At 69.2% G+C, this 19,924-nt stretch carries 20 protein-coding genes; 18 read left to right on the forward strand and 2 right to left on the reverse strand.

Annotated elements, in window-relative coordinates; genetic code table 11:
• Positions 1 to 75: 75 nt before the first annotated feature.
• Both C1931_RS08865 and C1931_RS08870 read left to right on the forward strand, forming a co-directional pair.
• Positions 76 to 495, forward strand: coding sequence for a BLUF domain-containing protein (locus tag C1931_RS08865; RefSeq protein ID WP_108752934.1), 420 nt, complete (start codon positions 76 to 78; stop codon positions 493 to 495).
• 83 nt (positions 496 to 578) lie between these two features.
• Complete coding sequence (locus C1931_RS08870; RefSeq protein ID WP_108757708.1) at positions 579 to 1,631, forward strand: linear amide C-N hydrolase; 1,053 nt, start codon at positions 579 to 581, stop codon at positions 1,629 to 1,631.
• Here C1931_RS08870 and C1931_RS08875 read toward each other — a convergent pair.
• Positions 1,628 to 2,428: a DUF6491 family protein gene (locus C1931_RS08875; protein ID WP_108756046.1), complete on the reverse strand. Its 801-nt coding sequence runs from the start codon at positions 2,426 to 2,428 to the stop codon at positions 1,628 to 1,630. The two genes, C1931_RS08870 and C1931_RS08875, sit on opposite strands and share 4 nt — an antisense overlap.
• Before the next feature lie 91 nt (positions 2,429 to 2,519).
• On the opposite strand from C1931_RS08875, the gene C1931_RS08880 reads away from it, so the two are divergent.
• The 6 genes from C1931_RS08880 (at position 2,520) to thrC (ending at position 9,583) form a co-directional block, all read left to right on the forward strand.
• Positions 2,520 to 3,218, forward strand: a complete 699-nt coding sequence (locus tag C1931_RS08880) for an AraC family transcriptional regulator (RefSeq protein WP_108756047.1) — start codon at positions 2,520 to 2,522, stop codon at positions 3,216 to 3,218.
• Positions 3,219 to 3,543: 325 nt separating this feature from the next.
• Positions 3,544 to 4,494 (forward strand): DMT family transporter, encoded by a 951-nt coding sequence (locus tag C1931_RS08885; protein WP_108757709.1) that lies wholly within the window; start codon positions 3,544 to 3,546, stop codon positions 4,492 to 4,494.
• A 138-nt stretch (positions 4,495 to 4,632) separates the two neighbouring features.
• Positions 4,633 to 4,767, forward strand: coding sequence for a hypothetical protein (locus C1931_RS20585; protein ID WP_267895964.1), 135 nt, complete (start codon positions 4,633 to 4,635; stop codon positions 4,765 to 4,767).
• Between the two features lie 84 nt (positions 4,768 to 4,851).
• Positions 4,852 to 7,356, forward strand: coding sequence for a bifunctional aspartate kinase/homoserine dehydrogenase I (gene thrA, locus C1931_RS08890; RefSeq protein ID WP_108756048.1), 2,505 nt, complete (start codon positions 4,852 to 4,854; stop codon positions 7,354 to 7,356).
• Positions 7,353 to 8,267 carry a homoserine kinase gene (locus C1931_RS08895; protein WP_108756049.1) on the forward strand — a complete coding sequence of 305 codons (915 nt, stop codon included), beginning with the start codon at positions 7,353 to 7,355 and terminating at the stop codon, positions 8,265 to 8,267. The genes thrA and C1931_RS08895 overlap by 4 nt, the downstream gene beginning before the upstream one ends.
• A gap of 29 nt (positions 8,268 to 8,296) precedes the next feature.
• Complete coding sequence (gene thrC / locus C1931_RS08900) at positions 8,297 to 9,583, forward strand: threonine synthase (RefSeq protein WP_108756050.1); 1,287 nt, start codon at positions 8,297 to 8,299, stop codon at positions 9,581 to 9,583.
• A 79-nt stretch (positions 9,584 to 9,662) separates the two neighbouring features.
• Here thrC and C1931_RS08905 read toward each other — a convergent pair whose 3' ends face one another.
• Complete coding sequence (locus C1931_RS08905) at positions 9,663 to 10,415, reverse strand: helix-turn-helix domain-containing protein (protein ID WP_108756051.1); 753 nt, start codon at positions 10,413 to 10,415, stop codon at positions 9,663 to 9,665.
• 140 nt (positions 10,416 to 10,555) lie between these two features.
• On the opposite strand from C1931_RS08905, the gene hisS reads away from it, so the two are divergent.
• The 10 genes from hisS to hisIE all read left to right on the forward strand — a co-directional run bounded on the left by hisS (position 10,556) and on the right by hisIE (position 19,842).
• The gene (hisS, locus tag C1931_RS08910; protein WP_108756052.1) at positions 10,556 to 11,950 is read left to right on the forward strand and encodes a histidine--tRNA ligase; all 1,395 of its coding nucleotides are present in this window, start codon (positions 10,556 to 10,558) and stop codon (positions 11,948 to 11,950) included.
• Positions 11,951 to 12,427: 477 nt separating this feature from the next.
• Complete coding sequence (locus C1931_RS08915) at positions 12,428 to 12,736, forward strand: YerC/YecD family TrpR-related protein (RefSeq protein WP_108757710.1); 309 nt, start codon at positions 12,428 to 12,430, stop codon at positions 12,734 to 12,736.
• Between the two features lie 34 nt (positions 12,737 to 12,770).
• Positions 12,771 to 13,682, forward strand: a complete 912-nt coding sequence (gene hisG, locus C1931_RS08920) for an ATP phosphoribosyltransferase (RefSeq protein WP_108752942.1) — start codon at positions 12,771 to 12,773, stop codon at positions 13,680 to 13,682.
• Positions 13,679 to 14,974, forward strand: coding sequence for a histidinol dehydrogenase (gene hisD, locus C1931_RS08925; protein WP_108756053.1), 1,296 nt, complete (start codon positions 13,679 to 13,681; stop codon positions 14,972 to 14,974). The genes hisG and hisD overlap by 4 nt, the downstream gene beginning before the upstream one ends.
• Positions 14,971 to 16,062 carry a histidinol-phosphate transaminase gene (gene hisC / locus C1931_RS08930; protein WP_108756054.1) on the forward strand — a complete coding sequence of 364 codons (1,092 nt, stop codon included), beginning with the start codon at positions 14,971 to 14,973 and terminating at the stop codon, positions 16,060 to 16,062. The genes hisD and hisC overlap by 4 nt, the downstream gene beginning before the upstream one ends.
• The gene (hisB, locus tag C1931_RS08935; RefSeq protein WP_108756055.1) at positions 16,059 to 17,132 is read left to right on the forward strand and encodes a bifunctional histidinol-phosphatase/imidazoleglycerol-phosphate dehydratase HisB; all 1,074 of its coding nucleotides are present in this window, start codon (positions 16,059 to 16,061) and stop codon (positions 17,130 to 17,132) included. Before hisC ends, hisB begins: the two co-directional genes overlap by 4 nt.
• Positions 17,129 to 17,731, forward strand: a complete 603-nt coding sequence (gene hisH / locus C1931_RS08940) for an imidazole glycerol phosphate synthase subunit HisH (protein ID WP_108756056.1) — start codon at positions 17,129 to 17,131, stop codon at positions 17,729 to 17,731. The genes hisB and hisH overlap by 4 nt, the downstream gene beginning before the upstream one ends.
• A complete protein-coding gene (gene hisA, locus C1931_RS08945; protein ID WP_108756057.1) occupies positions 17,728 to 18,462 on the forward strand; it encodes a 1-(5-phosphoribosyl)-5-[(5-phosphoribosylamino)methylideneamino]imidazole-4-carboxamide isomerase in 735 nt (244 codons plus the stop codon). The genes hisH and hisA overlap by 4 nt, the downstream gene beginning before the upstream one ends.
• Positions 18,456 to 19,232: an imidazole glycerol phosphate synthase subunit HisF gene (gene hisF, locus C1931_RS08950; protein WP_108752948.1), complete on the forward strand. Its 777-nt coding sequence runs from the start codon at positions 18,456 to 18,458 to the stop codon at positions 19,230 to 19,232. The genes hisA and hisF overlap by 7 nt, the downstream gene beginning before the upstream one ends.
• Complete coding sequence (hisIE, locus tag C1931_RS08955; protein ID WP_108756058.1) at positions 19,222 to 19,842, forward strand: bifunctional phosphoribosyl-AMP cyclohydrolase/phosphoribosyl-ATP diphosphatase HisIE; 621 nt, start codon at positions 19,222 to 19,224, stop codon at positions 19,840 to 19,842. The genes hisF and hisIE overlap by 11 nt, the downstream gene beginning before the upstream one ends.
• The last annotated feature ends 82 nt before the right edge of the window (positions 19,843 to 19,924 follow it).

Below are 19,924 nucleotides of genomic sequence, written 5' to 3' on the forward strand. Positions count from 1 at the left end.
GCAAGTTCCGGCGGCGATTGAGACGCATCCGTCCGCAACTGCTACGGTGGGTGTCTCTCTGGTCAAGGACGCCCCATGCCACTGTGCGCCATCGCCTATGTCAGCCAGGCAAAGGCAGATCTTCCGGTTGAACGCATGCACGCGCTGGTGGACGACGCGGCACGCTTCAACAAGATGGCGGGCGTCACCGGCGTGCTGCTCAACGATGGCCAACGCTTCCTGCAGTACATCGAAGGTCCGCCCGATGGCATCGATTCGGTGTACGAACGCATCCTGCGCGCGGGCAGTCACCACGATCTGATGGAGCTGGCGCGCGGGCATCTGGGCCAGCGGCAGTTTCCCTATTGGTCGATGCGCGTGCTGCCGGTCGAGGCTTCGCTGCTGCGGCAGTTGGCCGCCGGTGACTGGTCCGGTTTCGCGCGCACGCTGGCAGGGGATGCCGGCGGCCCGACCGCCATCGATCTGCTGGCGCAGATTGTGCAGCCGTCGCTGTAACACCGGTCCCGGGCGCACCACTTCACCCGCAGGTCACAAGCGCCGCGCTTTCATCGGCTGATCCCCGGGGAATGGAGCACGACATGGCGCGCATGAAGTGGCAGGGCAGGGCGATGCTGGCAATGGCGCTGGCAGCGGCGGTTTCACCGGCACTGGCGTGTACGCGCGCGGTGTACCTGGGCGACAACGGTGATGTGATCACCGCGCGCTCCATGGACTGGAAGGTGGATGTGGCCACCAACCTGTACGTGCTGCCACGGGGCATTGAACGCAATGGCCAGGCCGGGCCGAAGTCGATTGCCTGGAAGGCGCGCTACGGCAGCGTGGTGGCGACCGGCTACGACGTGTCCACCACCGACGGCATGAACGAAAAGGGCCTGGTGGCCAACCTGCTGTGGCTGGTGGAATCGGAATACCCCAAGAGCCGCAGCAACAAGCCGGGCCTGGCCATTTCGCTGTGGGCACAGTACGTGCTGGACAACTTTGCGACCGTGCAGGAAGCAGTGGCCGCGCTGGAGCGCGAGCCGTATTCCATCGTGACCGACAAGGTGCCCGGCGAAGATCGCCAGGCCACGCTGCACCTGTCACTGTCCGATGCCAGCGGTGACAGCGCCATCGTCGAGTACATCGGCGGACGCCAGGTGATCCACCACGACCGCCGCTACCAGGTGATGACCAACTCACCCATCTTCGATGAGCAGCTGGCTCTGAACGCCTACTGGAAGCAGATCGGCGGCACCGTGATGCTGCCCGGAACCAATCGTTCGGCCGACCGCTTCGCGCGTGCCTCGTTCTACATCAATGCCATTCCCAAGGCAGAAGACCCGGTGGTGGCGCTGGCCAGTGTGTTCAGCGTGATCCGCAATGCATCGGTGCCCTACGGCATCACCACGCCGGGCGAGCCCAACATTTCGTCCACCCGCTGGCGCACGGTGGCCGACCACAAGCGGCGCCTGTATTTCTTCGAGTCGGCGCTCACGCCCAATACGTTCTGGGTGGACCTGAACAAGATCGACTTCGCCGGGCCAGTGCTGAAGCTGGACCTGGGCCCGGACCAGCGCAACACCTTCGCCGGTGATGCGCTGTCCCATTTCCAGCCCAGCAAGCCGTTCGCGTTCCTGGGTACCGACGGCTAGGGCGCGGCGGGGCCTTTGCTGTCGCTGGGGTAGACGGCCAGGATGTCGCAGCCCGGGCGCGCAAAGCGCGGGCCATAGGAGCGGGCATCGTTCTCGATGCCCGACGGCTGCAGCACGATGCGATCGCGCGGGTTGCCGCAGATCAGCCCGTTCTGGAACCCGGACTGGAAATCGACCTCGGTGGCGCCGGCCAGGATCGAGCAGCTGCTGGCCAGTTCAACCGTGTAATAGCGGTGGCCACCGTTGCGGCGCGGGTTGGTTTCCACCACCACGCCTTCGGGAGTTTCGCTCCAGCCACGTACGTGGCGGGTGGCAAAGCAGACGGCCGATGAGGTCTGGAAGGTGTGTCGGCCGCGATCGTCGGTGCGGCGCGCCGTGCCTTTGGCTTCCACCGTGACCGTAGGCAGGGTATCGGCGAACTGGCGGCTGCTTTCGCGCGCGGTGAGGGCGAAGGTACGGTTGTCGATGGGCGTGACTGCGCTTACTGCGCAACGGCGGCCATCGACTACCACCTGTTCGCCGGGTGTGCCGCAGGCCCAGCCCTGTGGCGCTTCCAGGCGCAGGGCTTCGGCCTGGTTCACGCCGGGGCAGGCAGTGCTGAAGTCGATGCGGAAGGCGCGGTCGCGGCCATCGCGCACGGCGATGGACCCGGCGGCATCCTGTTCGACCTGCTGCACGCTGCGTGCATCCACGCAGTGCGGCGCGGGCGGCGTACGCGCGTCCTGTGCGCGCAGGGAAGACAGCGGCTGGCTGGCCAGAAGCAGCGCCAGGGCGATCGGCAGCAGACGTTCCTTCATCGTGCGATCCCGGTGGGTGTGGATGGCGCCGACCTTAGCACGGGCCGATGACAGCATTGCAGCCGCCCGGCGGCACGCGCACACTGCGCCGATGGGCGCGATCTTCCACCTGCGGCACTACGGCCAGGCCACCGGCCTGGACCGGCATGACTACGCGCAGTGGGTGCTGCCGCTGCAGGGCGAACTGCAGTTCGAGATGGAAGGTCACGGCGGCCGGCTGGACCTGCTGCAGGGTGCCTTCGTGGCCGCTGGCGAGGCGCATGACCAGATGGCGCAGGGCCCGAACGGTTTCGTGATCGTCGATTGCGGCCCGGGTGTACTGGACGATGCCACCCAGGAGCACCTGTGCCGGCAACGCTGGCTGCACCTGCCGCAGCGCCTGCGCCAGCGGCTGGCCCATGTGCAGGCGGGGCAGACGGTGCCGGAACTGCTGCCGGACCTGTTGCATGCCTTCGCCCCGGCCGGCAGTGGTGCTCGGTTGCAGGGCCTGTGCGCGGCGGTGCAGCGCGAACCGGGCCAGCACTGGCCGGTGGCGCGCATGGCGGGGTTTGTCGGGGTGAGTGAAAGCCGCCTGCATGCGCTGTTCCTGGGGGAATTCGGGGTCAGCCCGCAGGCCTGGTTGAGTGCCAACCGGTTGCGCTGGGCAAAGCACCAGCTGTTGACCAGTACCGCGCCGATCAGCCAGATCGCGCTGGCCGCCGGTTATTCGGAGCAGAGCGCGCTGACCCGTGCGCTGCGCCGGGAAACCGGGATGACCCCGGCCGCGTGGCGGCGCGGTGAGGTGCCCTGATTCGGACGGCGTTGCCTTGTTGCGGAACGACCGGACCCGGGCGGCGAATGGCCTTGTGGCGGAACGACCGGACACGGGCGGCGAAGGGCTTTGGTAGCGTCGAGCTTGCTCGACGGCTCTTGCTGGAACGCCGTCGAGCAAGCTCGACGCTACGAGAGGCGGGGGCAACAGCCGTCGAGCAAGCTCGACGCTACGAGAAGCGGGGGCAACAGCCGTTGGGCGGGGCCAGCGCCGCCGCGACGGGCTGGGGCAGTAGCCTCGGTCAAGACGCGCGCGGCGGCGGCGCCTACACTGCGCGGCCTGTCCTTCCCCCGACGATGTGTTCATGCGCAACAACCCGATGGCCCTGGGCATCGCCAATGGCGTTGCCGCCGGCGCGCTGTGGGGCGTGGTCTTCCTCGCCCCCGCCGTGCTGGGTACGTTCAACGCGCTGCAGCTGTCGGCCGGGCGCTATCTGGTCTACGGCCTGATTGCCCTGGTGCTGCTGCTGCCGCGCTGGAAGCGGCTGGCACCGAAACTGGGCCGCGCCGAATGGCGGGGCCTGCTCTGGCTCAGCCTGGCCGGCAACCTGGTGTACTTCCTGCTGCTGGCTACCGCCGTGCAGTGGGCCGGTGGTGCGGCGGCCTCGCTCATCGTCGGGCTGATCCCGGTGGTGGTGACCCTGGTGGGTGTGCGTGAGCAGGGTGCGGTGCCGTTGAAACAGTTGTTGCCAGCGCTGGGGCTGTGCGTGCTCGGGGTTACCCTGGTGGGCTGGGAGGCGCTGATGTCCGAACACCTAGCCACGCCGTGGCGGCAGCGCGTGCTGGGCCTGGTGTGTGCGTTCGGTGCGCTGTTCTCGTGGGCGGTGTATTCGGTGGGCAACAGCCGCTGGCTGGCGCGGCGGCCCGATCTTTCCAGTCATGACTGGTCCATGCTGACCGGCGTGACCACCGGCGGCCTGGCCCTGCTGCTGGTGCCGATGGCGTTCACCGGCCAGAGCGCGGCGCACAGCCCGGCACAGTGGACGCTGTTCTGGAGCATCAGTGCCGGCGTGGCGGTGTTTGCCTCGCTGATCGGCAATGCCTTCTGGAACCGCGCCAGCCGTCTGCTGCCGCTCACCCTGACCGGGCAGATGATCGTGTTCGAAACGCTGTTCGCGCTGCTGTATGCGTTCGCCTGGCAATGGCGCTGGCCGAGCCTGCTGGAGGCGCTGGCCATCGTGTGCCTGGTGGCCGGGGTGCTGCTGTGCGCGCACGCACACCGTGCGCCGCGCGCGATCGCCGAACATGCCGGGTGATTGCGCGCCGTGCGCGCCCTGATCGCCGCTTCGTCACAGATGCAACCAAATGACGGCACGTTGGCAGATGATCGCCGCAGGAATATTTTGCGCTGCAACACTTGACAGCGCCCCAGCGCACGGTGTTTTCTGTGCGCCATGGTCCTCGATGCCGCCCTTGCCAGCCTGATCGCCCCCGCTACTGCGGGCCGCTCGACTGCGCCGGTCGCCATTACCACCATTACCACCACCACCGTCACCACTGCCCTGGTGCGGCCCGTCGTCTTCGTGTAACTCCCGAAAACCACGGCCCCGCACCATCCAGGTGGCGGGGAAACTCGACACCTGCATGCGACGGGGCCTCCCAATGAGGTCTGCATGTCCGCCAACGCCCCCGCCCATTCCGCTGCCCATCTCGATCTGGCCGCGCCTTCCACTGTCGTGCACAAGTTCGGCGGCACGTCGGTGGCCGATGCCGAGCGCTATCGCCACGTAGCGGGTCTGCTGCTGGCCCGCCCCGAAGCACTGCAGGTCACCGTGGTGTCGGCCATGAAGGGCGTGACCGATGCGCTGATCGAACTGGCCCAGTTGGCCGCGCGCGGCGACGCGGGCTGGCGCGATGCCTGGCATGCGGTGCGTGCGCGGCACCGCGGCGCGGCCGTGGCGCTGCTGGGCGAGCAGGTGGGCGAGACGGTGGAGTGGATCGACGCGCGCTTTGACCAGTTGGCCGACGTGCTGGCCGCGCTGGCGGTGATCGGCGAACTGCCGCGCGAGGTGCTGGACCGCGTGCAGGGCCTGGGCGAAGTGTTTTCCGCGCAGTTGCTGGGCAGCCACCTGCGGGCGCTGGGCGAGGACTGCGCGGTGCTGGATGCGCGCGACGTGCTGGTGGTCGGTCACGGCGAACTGGGCGTGGACGTGGACTGGGAAGCCAGCGCCGACCGGCTGGCCAACTGGCGGCTGCAGCACCCGCAGGCGCGGGTGGTGGCCACCGGTTTCGTGGCACGTGACCGCCAGGATCGCATCACCACGCTGGGCCGCAACGGCAGCGACTATTCCGGCGCGATCTTCGCCGCCTTGTTCAACGCCGATGAGCTGCATATCTGGACGGATGTGGACGGCGTACTGTCGGCCGACCCACGGCTGGTGCCCGAGGCGGTGCAGCTGGAAGCGCTGAGCTACGACGAAGCCTGCGAACTGGCTTACTTCGGCGCCAAGGTGGTGCACCCGCAGACGATGTCGCCGGCGATCCGCCTGGGCATGCCGATCATCATCCGCAACACCTTCCAGCCGCTGCATCCGGGCACGCGCATCAGTGCCGAGCGTTCGCCGCGTGGGCCGGTGAAGGGGCTGACGCTCAGCCCCGGCCTGGCCCTGCTGAACCTGGAAGGCACCGGTCTGATGGGCGTGCCGGGTACCGCCGAGCGCGTGTTCTCCGCGCTGCGCCAGGCCCATGTATCGGTGGTGATGATCTCGCAGGGGTCTTCGGAACATTCGATCTGCTGCGTGGTGCGCGGCGCCGAGGCCGCGCGTGGCCGCGAGGCGCTGCTGCAGGCGTTTGCCCATGAACTGTCGGTGGGCCAGGTGCAGCGGGTGCAGGTGAGCGACGAGGTGAGCGTGCTGGCTGCGGTGGGTGACGGCATGGCCGGCCAGCCGGGCGTGGCCGCGCGCCTGTTCGAGGCGCTGGGTCGCGCGCAGGTGAACATCCTGGCCATCGCCCAGGGCTCGTCCGAGCGCAATATCTCGGTGGCCGTGTCCAGCGCCGATGCGCCGCGTGCGTTGCGTGCCGCGCATGCCGGGTTCTGGCTGTCGCCGCAGACCTTCGCGGTGGGCGTGATCGGTCCGGGCAACGTGGGTGCAGCCTTGCTGGACCAGCTGTTGGCCGCGCGCCCGCAGCTGCTGGCCAAGGCCAATGTCGATCTGCGGGTGCGTGCGCTGGCTTCGCGGTCGCGCATGCGCCTGGAAGCGGAGGTGCTGCATGCTGACTGGCGCGCCGCGCTGCAGGAAAACGGCCAGGCCAGTGATCTGGATGCCTTCACCGAACACCTGCTGGCCGCGCACCTGCCGCATGCGGTGGTGATCGACTGCAGCGGCAGTGCCGAGGTGGCCGAGCGCTATGCCGACTGGCTGGCCGCTGGCATCCACGTGGTGACCCCGAACAAACAGGCCGGGGCCGGACCGTTGGCACGCTACCAGCGCATCCGTGCGGCGGCCGCGGCCAGCGGCGCGCGCTTCCGTTATGAAGCCACGGTGGGCGCGGGTCTTCCGGTCATCACCACGCTGCGCGACCTGGTGGACACCGGCGATGAAGTGCTGGCCATCGAAGGCATCTTCTCCGGCACGCTGGCCTGGCTGTTCAACCGTTTCGACGGCAGCCAGCCGTTCTCGGAACTGGTGGCGCAGGCGCGCGCGATGGGCTACACCGAGCCGGACCCGCGCGATGACCTGTCCGGCGTGGACGTGGCGCGCAAGCTGGTGATCCTGGCCCGCGAGGCCGGGCACGCACTCAGCCTGGAACAGGTGCAGGTGGAAAGCCTGGTGCCGGCGGCCCTGCGCGCGGGCAGCGTGGACGAATTCATGGCGCGGCTGGGCGACTCGGATGCAGAACTGCTGGCCCGCCTGCAGGCCGCGCGCGAGCGTGGCGCCGTGCTGCGCTATGTCGCGCGGCTGGGCGCCGATGGTGCATCGGTGGGCCTGCAGGAGCTGCCGGCCGAGCACGCCTTTGCCAACCTGCGGCTGACCGACAACGTGGTGCAGTTCCGTACCCGCCGTTACTGCGACAACCCGCTGGTGGTGCAGGGCCCGGGCGCTGGCCCGGAAGTGACCGCCGCAGGTGTCTTCGCCGACCTGCTGCGCGTGGCTGCCGGTGAAGGAGCGCGGCTGTGATCGCACGTGCATTCGCGCCGGGCTCGGTGGCCAACGTGGCCGTGGGCTTCGATATCCTCGGCCACGCCATCGCCGGCGTGGGCGATACGGTAACCGTGCGCCGCATCGCCGATCCGTTGGTGCGCATCGATGCGGTCCGCGGCAGCGAAGTTGCATTGCCGTTGGACGCAGCCGGCAACACTGCCGGCGCGGCGCTGATGTCGCTGCGTGAAGGGTTGGGCCTGGAGTTCGGCTTCGCCATCGAAATCGACAAGGGCATTCCGTTCGGCTCGGGCATGGGCGGTTCGGCGGCCTCGTGCGTGGCCGCTCTGGTGGCGGCCAACGCGTTGCTGGATTCGCCGCTGCCACGCGCAGCGCTGTACCCGCATGCGCTGGATGGCGAAGCGGTGGCCAGTGGCGGCCGCCACGGCGACAACGTCGGCCCGCTGCTGCTGGGCGGGCTGGCGCTGTGCACCGCCGACCGCTTGGTGCCGGTGCCGGTGCCGGCCAGTTGGCACAGCCTGCTGGTGCACCCGCAGGCCGTGCTGGAAACGCGGCGTGCGCGGCAGGCGCTGCAGGGCAGCTATGCCCTGGGCGAGTTCGTTGCGCAGAGTGCCAACCTGGCCCTGGTACTGAGCGGCTGCCATCGCAGTGATCCGGAGCTGGTACGGGCCGGCCTGCGCGATGTGCTGGTGGAACCGCGGCGCGCCGGCCTGATCGCCGGTTTCGATGCCGCCAAGGAGGCGGCACTGGCGGCGGGGGCGATGGGCGCCGGCATTTCCGGTGCCGGCCCCAGCGTGTTCGCCTGGTTCGACGATGCCGACCGCGCGCGGGCCGCGGCGGCGCCGGTGCGTGCCGCGTTCGCGGCTGCCGGCCTGGACAGCGAGGCCTGGGTCTCGCCGCTGGATGCCCCGGGAGCCCACCTGTGCTGAATCCTTCCCCCCTTCTGGAAACCGACGTGATGCATTTCGTATCGACCCGCGGCCGATCACCGGCCGTTGGCCTGAGTGCGGCCATCGCCGCTGGGCTGGCCCCCGATGGCGGCCTGTACGTGCCCGAGCGCCTGCCGTCACCCCGTGTGCTGCAGGCCGGCGCAACCCTGGCCGACACCGCAGCGGATCTGCTGGCGCCGTTCTTCGCCGGCGATGCACTGGCCGACGCGCTGCCTGCGATCTGCCGGCAGGCCTTCGATTTCCCCGTGCCGCTGCGTGCGCTGGGCAACGGCGACCATGTGCTGGAACTGTTCCATGGGCCCACGGCTGCGTTCAAGGACATCGGTGCACGCTTCCTGGCCGGTGCGTTGTCGCGCCTGCAGGCCGGCAAGGACCGCGATCTGACCATCGTGGTGGCAACGTCCGGCGACACCGGTGCGGCCGTGGCCGCGGCCTTCCACCAGCAGCCGGGCGTGCGGGTGGTGGTGCTGTATCCCGACGGCCGCGTATCGCCGCGCCAGGCGCATCAGCTGGGCTGCTTCGGTGACAACATCCAGGCGCTGCGCGTGGCCGGCTCGTTCGATGACTGCCAGGCCATGGCCAAGCAGGCGCTGGCCGACACCGCGCTGCAGGCGCAGGTGCCGCTCAGTTCGGCCAACAGCATCAGTCTGGGCCGTCTGCTGCCGCAGATGAGCTACTACGCGCATGCCGCGCTGGTGCACCACGCGCAGAGCGGGCGCCGTCTGAACCTGGTGGTGCCGACCGGCAACCTGGGCAATGCGATGGCGGCGGTGCTGGCGCGCGCGTTGGGTGTGCCGATCGGGCAGATCGTGCTGGCCACCAACGCCAATGCAGTGTTGCCGGCTTACTTCAACGGCGGCGATTACCAGCCGCAGTCCAGCGTGGCCACCGTGGCCAACGCCATGGACGTCGGCGCCCCCAGCAATTTCGAGCGCCTGCGTTGGTTGTACAACGACGATGACGCCGAACTGCGTGCGGCGTTCCGTGCGTTCAGCGTGGACGATGTGACGATCCGCGCGACCATCGCCAGTGAACACGCCAGCCATGGCGAACTGTTCTGCCCGCATACGGCCACGGCAGTGAAAGTGCTGCGCGATCTGCGCGTGCGTGGTGCCAAGGGTGACTGGGCGGTGGTGGCCACGGCGCACCCGGCCAAGTTCGAGGCGGTGGTGGAACCGTTGATTGGCGAAGCCGTGCCGGTGCCGCCGGCGCTGGGTGAGCTGCTGCAGCGCCCGGCGCATGCCGAGCCGTTGCCAGCCGATTACAACGCGTTGCGCGAGGTGTTGTTGCGTTGATCAAGCGCCGCCGGGCATGGCCCGGCGCTACCGAAGGTCGGCGAAGGGGGTAGCGCCGGGCCATGCCCGGCGGCCGCGGTCACAGCAGACCGTCACCGGCCAGCGCACGCAGGCCGTCTTCGTCCTGGATCTCCACCACGTTCAGATGGGGCAGGGCGATCAGGCCCTGCTGGCGCAGCTTGGTGAAGGTGCGGCTGACCGTTTCCATGGTCAGGCCCAGGTGGTCGGCAATATCGCCGCGGCCCATCGGCAGCTGCACGCGCAGGCCGTCGCCGCCCAGGCGGGCCTCGCGCGCGGCCAGGCGCAGCAGGAAATCGGCCAGCTTCTCTGCCGGTTGCAGGCGGGCCAGGGCCAGCGCCGCGTCCTGCGCGGCGTCCAGTTCCTGGCAGGCGCGCTGCAGCAGCTTGCGTTCCAGATGCGGGTAGCGCCCGCGCAGGGCGCGCATCTGCGGCATCGCCACCCGGCACACGCGACTGTCGGCAATGGCTTCGATATCGTAGCGGTGGTGGTCGCTGCCACTCAGGCCCAGGTAATCGCCGGGCAGCACGAAGCCACTGATCTGGCGGCGGCCATCGGCCAGGGTGCGCACCAGGCGCAGCGCACCGGCGGTCAATGTATAGACATGCAGGCGTTCTTCACCGCTGCGGGCCAGCGTGCTGCCCACGGCCACCTGCTGCGACACCGTGACCTGTTCCAGCGCCTGCACCTCGTCGGGCGACAGCGCCGAACACACCGCCAGATGCCGCACCGAGCAGTGCAGGCAGTCCAGCGTGGTGCAGGATGGTGCAGCGGAGGAGGGATCAGCGGGCAGGGCGCCGTCGGGCCGGGACATGGTGCAGGGGCAGATCGCGGGCGGGGGAGGGCCTTATGATACTTCATGCGGCCAGACGGCCCCTGATCGGCGCCTGAGCGATGCGGGGCGCTAGAATGTCGCCCCCTCCCACGTTCCCGTTCCTGCAGGAGTTCCGCCCCGTGATCAAGCCCCGTACCCCGCCCGGCACCCTTGAACTGCTGCCGCGCGAGCAGATTGCGTTCCAGCGCATGCTGGACGTCATCCGCCGCAACTACGAGCGCTTCGGGTTCCTGCCGGTGGAAACCCCGGTGTTCGAGCTGTCCGATGTGCTGCTGACCAAGTCCGGCGGCGAAACCGAGCGCCAGGTGTACTTCGTGCAGTCCACCGGTGCGCTGGCCAATGCGGCCGAATCGGGCGACCGTTCGCTGCCGGAAATGGCGCTGCGCTTCGACCTGACCGTGCCGCTGGCCCGCTACGTGGCCGAGCACGAACACGAACTGACCTTCCCGTTCCGCCGCTACCAGATGCAGCGCGTGTACCGCGGTGAACGTGCCCAGCGTGGCCGTTTCCGCGAGTTCTACCAGTGCGACATCGATGTGATCGGCAAGGACAGCCTGAGCGTGCGCTACGACGCCGAAGTGCTGGCGGTCATCCATGCGGTGTTCTCGGAACTGCGCATCGGCGATTTCAGCATCCAGTTGAACAACCGCAAGCTGATGCGCGGCTTCTTCGAAAGCCTGGGCGTGGCCGAGGGCGAGCGCCAGCTGGCGGTGCTGCGCGAAGTGGACAAGCTGGACAAACGTGGCCCCGACTACGTGCGCGAGACGCTGGTGGGCGAGGGCTTCGGGATTCCGGCCGAACAGGTCGAGAAGATCCTGGCGTTCGTGGCCGTGCGTTCGCAGGGCCATGCCGATGCGCTGGCCCAGCTGGCGGTGCTGGAAGCCAATGCCGCATCGTCGGACACCCTGCGCGCCGGCGTGGCCGAACTGCGCGAAGTGCTGCAGCTGGTGCAGGCGCTGGGCGTGCCGGAAAGCGCGTACTGCCTGAACTTCTCCATCGCCCGCGGCCTGGATTACTACACCGGCACCGTGTACGAAACCACGCTGACCGACCACCCGCAGATCGGCTCGATCTGCTCGGGCGGCCGCTACGAAGACCTGGCCAGCCACTACAGCAAGTCCAAGCTGCCGGGCGTGGGCATTTCCATCGGCCTGTCGCGCCTGTTCTGGCAGCTGCGCGAAGCCGGCCTGATCGACGGCATCGAAGCCAGCAGCGTGCAGGCGCTGGTGGCGCTGATGGACGAGCAGGGCATGGCGCAGTCGCTGGACATCGCCCGCCGCCTGCGCAGCGGTGGCATCAACACCGAAGTGCAGATGGAGCCGAAGAAGATCGGCAAGCAGTTCCAGTACGCGGCCAAGGCCGGCATCCGCTTCGTGGTGCTGGCGGGCGAGGACGAACTGGCGCGCGGCGTGGTGGCGGTGAAGGACCTGGTGCGCGAGCAGCAGTTCGAAGTCTCCCGCGACGAACTGGCCAGCACCCTGCAGGTTGAGCTGGAGCAGTCGAAGGTGATGTAACGGCCGGTTGGCCGCACGCCGACACGCCAGCAAACGCCCACCACCCGGTGGGCGTTTTTGTTTCCGGGCCGCGTTCCGGGGTCAGAGCCGTTTTCCTTCAGAAAACGGATCCGACCCCTCGCCGTCCCAACAGCTCGCAGGAAACTGTCGAAGGCGGGGTGGGTCCGGTGGCAGGGGTGTCCGCGGCATGGATGCCGCGGCCAAGCCCCCATGGGTGAGGGCGCTTTGCTTGCGAAGCACTGCTTCGCAAGCGCCCGAACGCACAGCCGCCAGCGGCTGGGCCGGACTGGGGGTTTACGGCGTCCCCTGCCACCGGCCCACCCCGCCACCCCCCAGTACCCCAGCTTCTGCCGTTGCTCCAGCCTCTGCGGGTGCAGGGCGCAGCCCTGCCCACAACCCCCCCCCAGATTTGACGCACTGCGGAAGAATGCGTTAATGTACTAACGCGCTATTACATTGATGCACGAAATCCACCCCGTGAAAGCCCGCCCCGACATTGCCGCCAAAGACCCGCAGGCCGACCTGGACGCCCTGGCCCAGGCCTTTGCCGCCCTGCGCGCCCCCGAAGAGGTGGCAGCCTTCCTGCGTGACCTGTGCACCCCCGCCGAACTGGAAGCCATGGCCGACCGCTGGAAGGTGGTGCCGCTGCTGCAGCAGGGCGTGCCCTACCGCGAGATCCACGAACGCACCGGGGTCAGCGTGACCACCACCGGACGCGTCGCGCGCACGCTCGAGCATGGCCATCGAGGCTATGCCGCCGCCATCGACCGCCTTGCTTCGCGCTGATCCGCGCCCCGTTCCGAACTTCGAGACCTCCCCCATGAGTGCAACCCAGGCAGCGCCGGCACGTGACCGGCTGCGCATCGCCATCCAGAAAAGCGGCCGTCTGGCCGAACCCGCCCGCAACCTGCTAAGCGCCTGCGGCCTGAGCTGGCGCGAGAGCCGCGACAAGCTGTTCTGCTACGGCGAATCGCTGCCGGTGGACCTGCTGCTGGTGCGCGACGACGATATTCCCGGGCTGATCGCCGACGGCGTGTGCGACCTGGGCATCGTCGGCCGCAACGAGCTGGACGAACAGGCTGCCGCGCGCCGCCAGATCGGCCTGCCGGACGCCTACCAGGCCCTGCGCGGGCTGGGCTTCGGCCAGTGCCGGCTGATGCTGGCCGTGCCCGAAGAGTGGCAGTGGAGCGGTCCGGCGCAGCTGGCCGGCACCCGCATCGCCACCAGCTACCCGGCCATCCTCAAGCAGTGGCTGGGCGAGCAGGGCGTGGATGCGCAGGTGGTGGAACTGTCCGGGTCGGTGGAAATCGCCCCGCGCCTGGGCACCGCCGACCTGATCTGCGACCTGGTCTCCAGCGGCGCCACCCTGCGCGCCAACCAGCTAACGCCCGTGCATAACCTGCTGGACAGCGAGGCCGTGCTGGCCGGTGCCGTGCGCGTTCCCGACGATGCCCGCGCCGGCCTGCGCAGCATGCTGCTGCGCCGCCTGGATGGCGTGGTGCAGAAGCAGGACCGCAAGCTGCTGATGTTCCGCGCCAGCGAAGACCGGGTGGACGCGCTGGCCCAGCTGCTGGCCGATGCCGAGCCGCTGGTGCGTTTGCCTGCCGATGGGGGCGCGTTGCGCCTGCAGACCATGTGCCCGGGTCCGCTGACCTGGCAGCGCATGGAAGAACTGGAGCGCGCTGGCGCCCAGGGCCTGATGGTGTTGAGCGTGGAGCGGTCGCTGGCATGAATCGTCTGATCTGGTCGCAACTTGATGAAGCCGCACGCAGCGAGGCGCTGACCCGCCCGGTGCAGACCGTGGCCCAGCAGACCCGCGATGCGGTGGCTGCGTTGATCGCGCAGGTGCGCACCGACGGCGATGCCGGCCTGCGCGCCATCACCGCCCGTTTCGACGGCGTGGAACTGCCGTCATTTGAAGTATCCGAGGACGAATTCGCCGCCGCCGAAGCGGCCGTGCCGGCGGCGCTGCGCCAGGCCATGGTCGAGGCCGCCGAGCGCATCGGCCGCTTCCACCAGGCCGGCATGGGCCAGGGCTATGCGGTGGAAACCGCGCCGGGCGTGGTCTGCGAACGCATGCTGCGGCCGATCGGCCGGGTAGGGCTGTACGTGCCGGCCGGCAGTGCGCCGCTGCCGTCCACCGCGCTGATGCTGGGCGTGCCGGCGCAACTGGCCGGCTGCCCGCAGGTGGTGCTGTGCACGCCGCCGCGCCCTGACGGCAGTGCCGATCCGGCCGTGCTGGTGGCCGCGCGGCTGACCGGCGTGCAGCGTGTGTTCAAGCTGGGCGGGGCCCAGGCCATCGCCGCGATGGCCTATGGCACGGCCAGCATTCCGGCCTGCGACAAGCTGTTCGGGCCGGGCAACAGTTTCGTCACCGAGGCCAAGCAGCAGGTGGCGCAGGACGGTGCGGCCGCCATCGACATGCCGGCCGGCCCGTCGGAAGTGCTGGTGATCGCCGATGCCGGTGCCAATCCGGCGTTCGTGGCGGCGGACCTGCTGTCGCAGGCCGAGCACGGCCCCGATTCGCAGGTGCTGCTGCTGACCGACGATGCGGCGATGCTGGCGGCCGTTGAAGCCGAAGTGGAACGCCAGGTCGCATTGCTGCCGAGGCAGCAGATCGCGCGGCAGGCGCTGTCGGCGTCGCGCCTGATCCAGGTCGAGGCGCTGGCCGAGGCGTTTGCCATCAGCAACCGTTACGCACCCGAGCACCTGATCCTGGCGCTGCGTGAACCGCGTGACTGGCTGCCGCAGGTGCAGGCCGCCGGTTCGGTATTCCTGGGCGACTATACACCCGAAGCGCTGGGCGATTACTGCAGTGGCACCAACCACGTGCTGCCCACCGCCGGCGCCGCGCGTGCCTACAGCGGCGTGAGCGTGGCCAGCTTCCAGAACCTGATCAGCGTGCAGAGTGCCAGCGCGGCCGGCCTGGCGGCGATTGGTGGCTGCGCGCGCATCATCGCCAGTGCCGAAGGCCTGGACGCGCACGAACGCGCCGTGGCCGTGCGCATGGAGGCCGCCGCATGAGCACGGTGAACGACGTACTGGCGCTGGTGCGCCCGGACCTGCAAGCGTTCGCGGGCTACAGTTCGGCGCGCAGCGCGGCCGTGCAGGGCGATGTCTGGCTGAACGCCAACGAGTCGGCCTGGACCAATCCTGCTGATACCGCCGGCAGCAGCCGCCGCTATCCCGAACCGCAACCGCTGGCATTGCGCGAGGGTCTGGCCGCGCTGTACGGCGTGCAGCCGCAGCAGCTGCTGATCGGCCGTGGCAGCGACGAGGCCATCGATCTGCTGGTGCGTGCGCTGTGCGTGCCCGGCCGCGACGGCGTACTGGTTACCTCGCCGGTATTTGGCATGTACGCGGTGTGCGCGCGCCTGCAGGGCGCCGCGCTGATCGATGTACCGCTGGTGGATTCGGCCGAGGGTCTGCACGCCGATCTGGATGCTGTCATCAGCGCCGCGCAGCAGCAGGGCGCCAAGCTGGTGTTCCTGTGCGCACCGTCCAACCCGGCCGGCAGCGATATCAGCCTGGCCGGGATCGAACGTGTGGCCACGGCGTTGCGTGGGCAGGCCCTGGTGGTGGTGGACGAGGCCTACGTGGAATTCGCACAGCGCCCGTCAGCCACCACGCTGCTGGCCGCGCACGCCAACGTGGCGGTGCTGCGCACGCTGTCCAAGGCGCATGCACTGGCCGCGGCCCGCATCGGCACTTTGATTGCCGCGCCGGAATTGATTGCCGTGCTGCGCCGTTGCCAGGCCCCGTACCCGGTGCCGACGCCGTGCGCGGAACTGGCCGTGCAGGCGCTGCAGCCGGCCGCACTGGACCGCACCGCCGAGCGCGTGGCCACCGTCATCGCCGAACGCGAACGCCTGTTTGCGGCATTGCCGGGCCTGCCCGGCGTGCGCCGCGTGTACCCCTCGTCGGGCAATTACCTGCTGGTGCGCTTTGGCGATGCGCAGGCCGCATTCGATGCCCTGCTGGCGGCCGGCGTGGTGGTGCGTGACCAGCGCGCCGCGCCGCAGCTGGGCGATGCACTGCGCATCAGCATCGGCACGCGCGAAGAGAACGACCGCGTGCTCGCGGCCCTGTCGGCTCGGAGGGCCGCTGCATGACCCCCATTCTGTTCATCGACCGCGACGGCACCCTCATCGAGGAGCCGGCCGACTTCCAGATCGACGCCTACGAGAAGCTGCGCTTCGTGCCGCAGGTCATCCCGGCGCTGCTGAAGCTGCGCGATGCTGGCTACCAGTTCGTCATCGTCACCAACCAGGATGGCCTGGGCAGCGAGGCGTACCCGCGCGCCAGCTTCGATGGCCCCAACGACCTGATGCTGCAGATCTTCGCAAGCCAGGGCATCGAGTTCCGTGACGTGCTGATCGACTGCAGCTGGCCGCAGGACAATGCACCCACGCGCAAGCCGGCCATCGGCCTGATGACCGCCTACCTGCAGGACCGCAGCATCGACTGGGCGCGTTCGGCCATGGTCGGTGATCGCATCACCGACGTGCAGTTCGCCGGGAACCTCAACATCCGTGCGTTCCAGTTGCGCACCGAGCAGTTCGGCGGCGAGTGGGACTGGCCCGGCATCGCCCACGCACTGGCCGATGCGCCGCGTACCGCCGTGGTCCAGCGCAACACCAAGGAAACGAAGATCCGCGTTGAACTGGACCTGGACCGGGCTGGAGATGCGCACATCGCCACCGGCCTGCCGTTCTTCGACCACATGCTGGAACAGATCGGCAAGCACGGCGGCTTCGCTTTGGACATCCGGGCCGAAGGTGACCTGCACATCGACGAGCACCACACCATCGAGGACACCGGCCTGGCGCTGGGCCAAGCGCTGCGCGAAGCGCTGGGCGACAAGCGCGGCATCGGCCGCTATGGCTTCACCCTGCCGATGGACGAGACCCTGGCCAGCGCCGCGCTGGACTTCAGCGGCCGGCCGTACTTCGTGTTCGAAGGCGAGTTCAAGCGCGAGCGCGTGGGCGACATGCCGACCGAGCTGGTGCCACATTTCTTCCGTTCGCTGTGCGATGCCAGTGGGTTGAACCTGAACCTGCAGGTGCACGGTGACAACGACCACCACAAGGTCGAGGCGTGCTTCAAGGCGCTGGCCCGCGCGCTGCGCCCGGCGCTGGCCCGCCAGGGCACGGCGTTGCCCAGCACCAAGGGGGCGCTGTGAGCGAGGTCGCGCTGATCGATGCCGGCGGTGCCAACCTGGGCTCGGTGCGCTACGCACTGGAACGCCTGGGCGCGCGGGTGCGGCTGGTGCGGGATGCCGAAGGCCTGGCCGGTGCGCAGCGGGTGATCCTGCCCGGCGTGGGCGCGGCCGCACCGGGCATGCAGCGCCTGCACGCGCAGGGGCTGGTGGAACCGCTGCGACGCCTGGAGGTGCCGTTGATGGGCATCTGCCTGGGCATGCAGCTGCTGTTTGATCGTTCCGAAGAAGCGGGCGTGGACACCCTGGGGCTGATTCCCGGCGTGGTGCGCAAGCTGGTGCCGGCGTGCGGCATCCGCGTGCCGCACATGGGCTGGAACCGGCTGCTGCCGCTGCGCGAATCGACCCTGCTGCAGGGCGTGCCAGAGCGTGCCAGCGCGTACTTCGTGCACAGCTATGCGGCACCGCTGAACAGCCACACCGTGGCCGCCTGCGATCACGGCGGCCTGTTCACCGCCGTGGTGGAGCAGGGCCGCTACTTCGGCGCCCAGTTCCACCCCGAGCGTTCCGGCGAGACCGGATCGCAGATGTTGCGCAATTTCCTTGAGGGCACCGCTGCATGAGCTTCACCGTCTACCCCGCGCTGGATATCCGTGATGGCCGCGTGGTGCGGCTGCGCCAGGGCGACTATGCGCAGGAAACCCATTACGGCGACGATCCGCTGCCGCGCGCGCAGGCCTTTGCCGCGCAGGGTGCGCAGTGGATGCACCTGGTCGATCTGGATGCGGCGCGAGCGGGCGGTTACACCCTGGCACCCCTGCTGGCGGCGATCCGCGCGCAGACGTCGCTGCAGGTGCAGACCGGTGGCGGCGTGCGCGGCCGCGACGACGTGGCGCGCATCCTCGATGCCGGTGCCGGCCGCGTGGTGGTCGGTTCGCTGGCCGTGCGCGAGCCGGAGACGGTGATCGGCTGGCTGGCCGAGTTCGGTCCGCCGCGCCTGACCATCGCCCTGGACGCGCGCCAGGACGCGCAGGGCCAGTGGCAGCTGCCGGTGCATGGCTGGACCGAAAACGCCGGGGTCACCCTGGATGCGTTGGCGCAGCGCTACGCGCAGGCGGGCATGGCCCACCTGCTGTGCACCGACATTGCCCGCGATGGCATGCTGGCCGGCCCGAACATCAGCCTGTACGCGCACCTTGCCGCGCTGTTGCCGGGCGTGGCCGTGCAGGCGTCCGGTGGCATCCGCAGCGTGGCCGACGTGGCCGAGGCGCGCGCGGCCGGCTGTGGTGGCGCAATCCTGGGCAAGGCCCTGCTGGAACAGCGCATGGATCTGGGCGAGGCACTGGCATGTTGAGCCGCCGCATCATTCCCTGCCTGGACGTGCGCGATGGCCGCGTGGTCAAGGGCGTGCGCTTCCGCGACCACGTGGACATGGGCGACATCGCCGAACTGGCCCAGCGCTACCGCGACCAGGGCGCCGATGAACTGGTGTTCTATGACATCGGCGCCAGCCCGGAAGCACGTTCGGTGGACGTGGGCTGGATCGAGCGCATCGCCCGCCTGATCGACATTCCGTTCTGCGTGGCCGGTGGCATCGACAGCGTGGAAACCGCGCGTCGTGTGCTGTTTGCCGGTGCCGACAAGATCTCGATCAACTCGCCGGCGCTGGGCCGTCCCGAGCTGATCACCGAACTGGCCGACGAGTTCGGCGTGCAGTGCGTGGTGGTCGGCGTGGATTCGGTGCGCGAGGCCGATGGCGAATGGCGCGTGCGCCGCTTCACCGGTGATCCCAGCAAGACCCAGGCGGTGCCGTTGCGCACCCTGGACTGGATCGTGGACGCGCAGCGCCGCGGTGCCGGCGAAATCGTGCTGAACTGCATGGACAGCGACGGCGTGCGCCGTGGCTACGACGTGGCGCAGTTGCGCCAGGCACGTGCAGTCTGCAACGTGCCGCTGATTGCCTCCGGCGGTGCCGGTGCGATGGAGCACTTCGCCCAGGCCTTCGACCAGGCCGACGTGGACGGTGCACTGGCCGCCAGCGTGTTCCACAGCGGCGCCATTGCGATTGCAGATTTGAAGCGCTACCTGCGCGAGCAACAGATCGAGGTTCGAGATGTCTATTGAAGTACGCCCGTCGCCGCAGGCTCTGGAAACCCTGGACTGGGCCAAGGGCGATGGCCTGCTGCCGGCCGTGGTGCAGGACGCCGATACGCTGCAGGTGCTGATGCTGGGCTATGTGAACGCCGAATCGCTGCATATCACCCAGGTGACCGGCCACATGACCTTCTACAGCCGCAGCAAGCAGCGCCTGTGGACCAAGGGCGAGCAGTCCGGCCACGTGCTGGCGGTGCAGTCGATCAGCGTCGATTGCGATGCCGACACCGTGCTGGTGCTGGCGCGGCCGGCAGGCCCGACCTGCCACACCGGCGCGGAGAGCTGTTTCGACGGCGCGCCGAAGGATTTCCTGGGCGGCCTGGGCCAGTTGGTAGCCGTGCGCGAGGCGCAGCGACCGCCGGGCAGCTACACCACCTCGCTGTTCGAGGGCGGCATCCGCCGCATCGCGCAGAAGGTGGGCGAGGAGGGCGTGGAGACCGCGCTGGCCGCCGTGGCGCAGGACGATGAGGCATTGCTGGGGGAATCGGCCGACCTGCTGTACCACCTGCTGGTGCTGCTGCGCGCGCGCGGCTTGTCGCTGGATGATGCACGGGCGGTGCTGGAACAGCGGCACCGGTGATCCGCACCCACCGTTGATGGAGGTGTGCGGACCCACGGTCCGCACCTACAATAGGGGGTCTCTCTGCCCCCGGACTGCCCCC

Origin of the sequence: Stenotrophomonas sp. YAU14A_MKIMI4_1 (assembly GCF_003086855.1) — a bacterium.
Lineage (GTDB): Bacteria > Pseudomonadota > Gammaproteobacteria > Xanthomonadales > Xanthomonadaceae > Stenotrophomonas.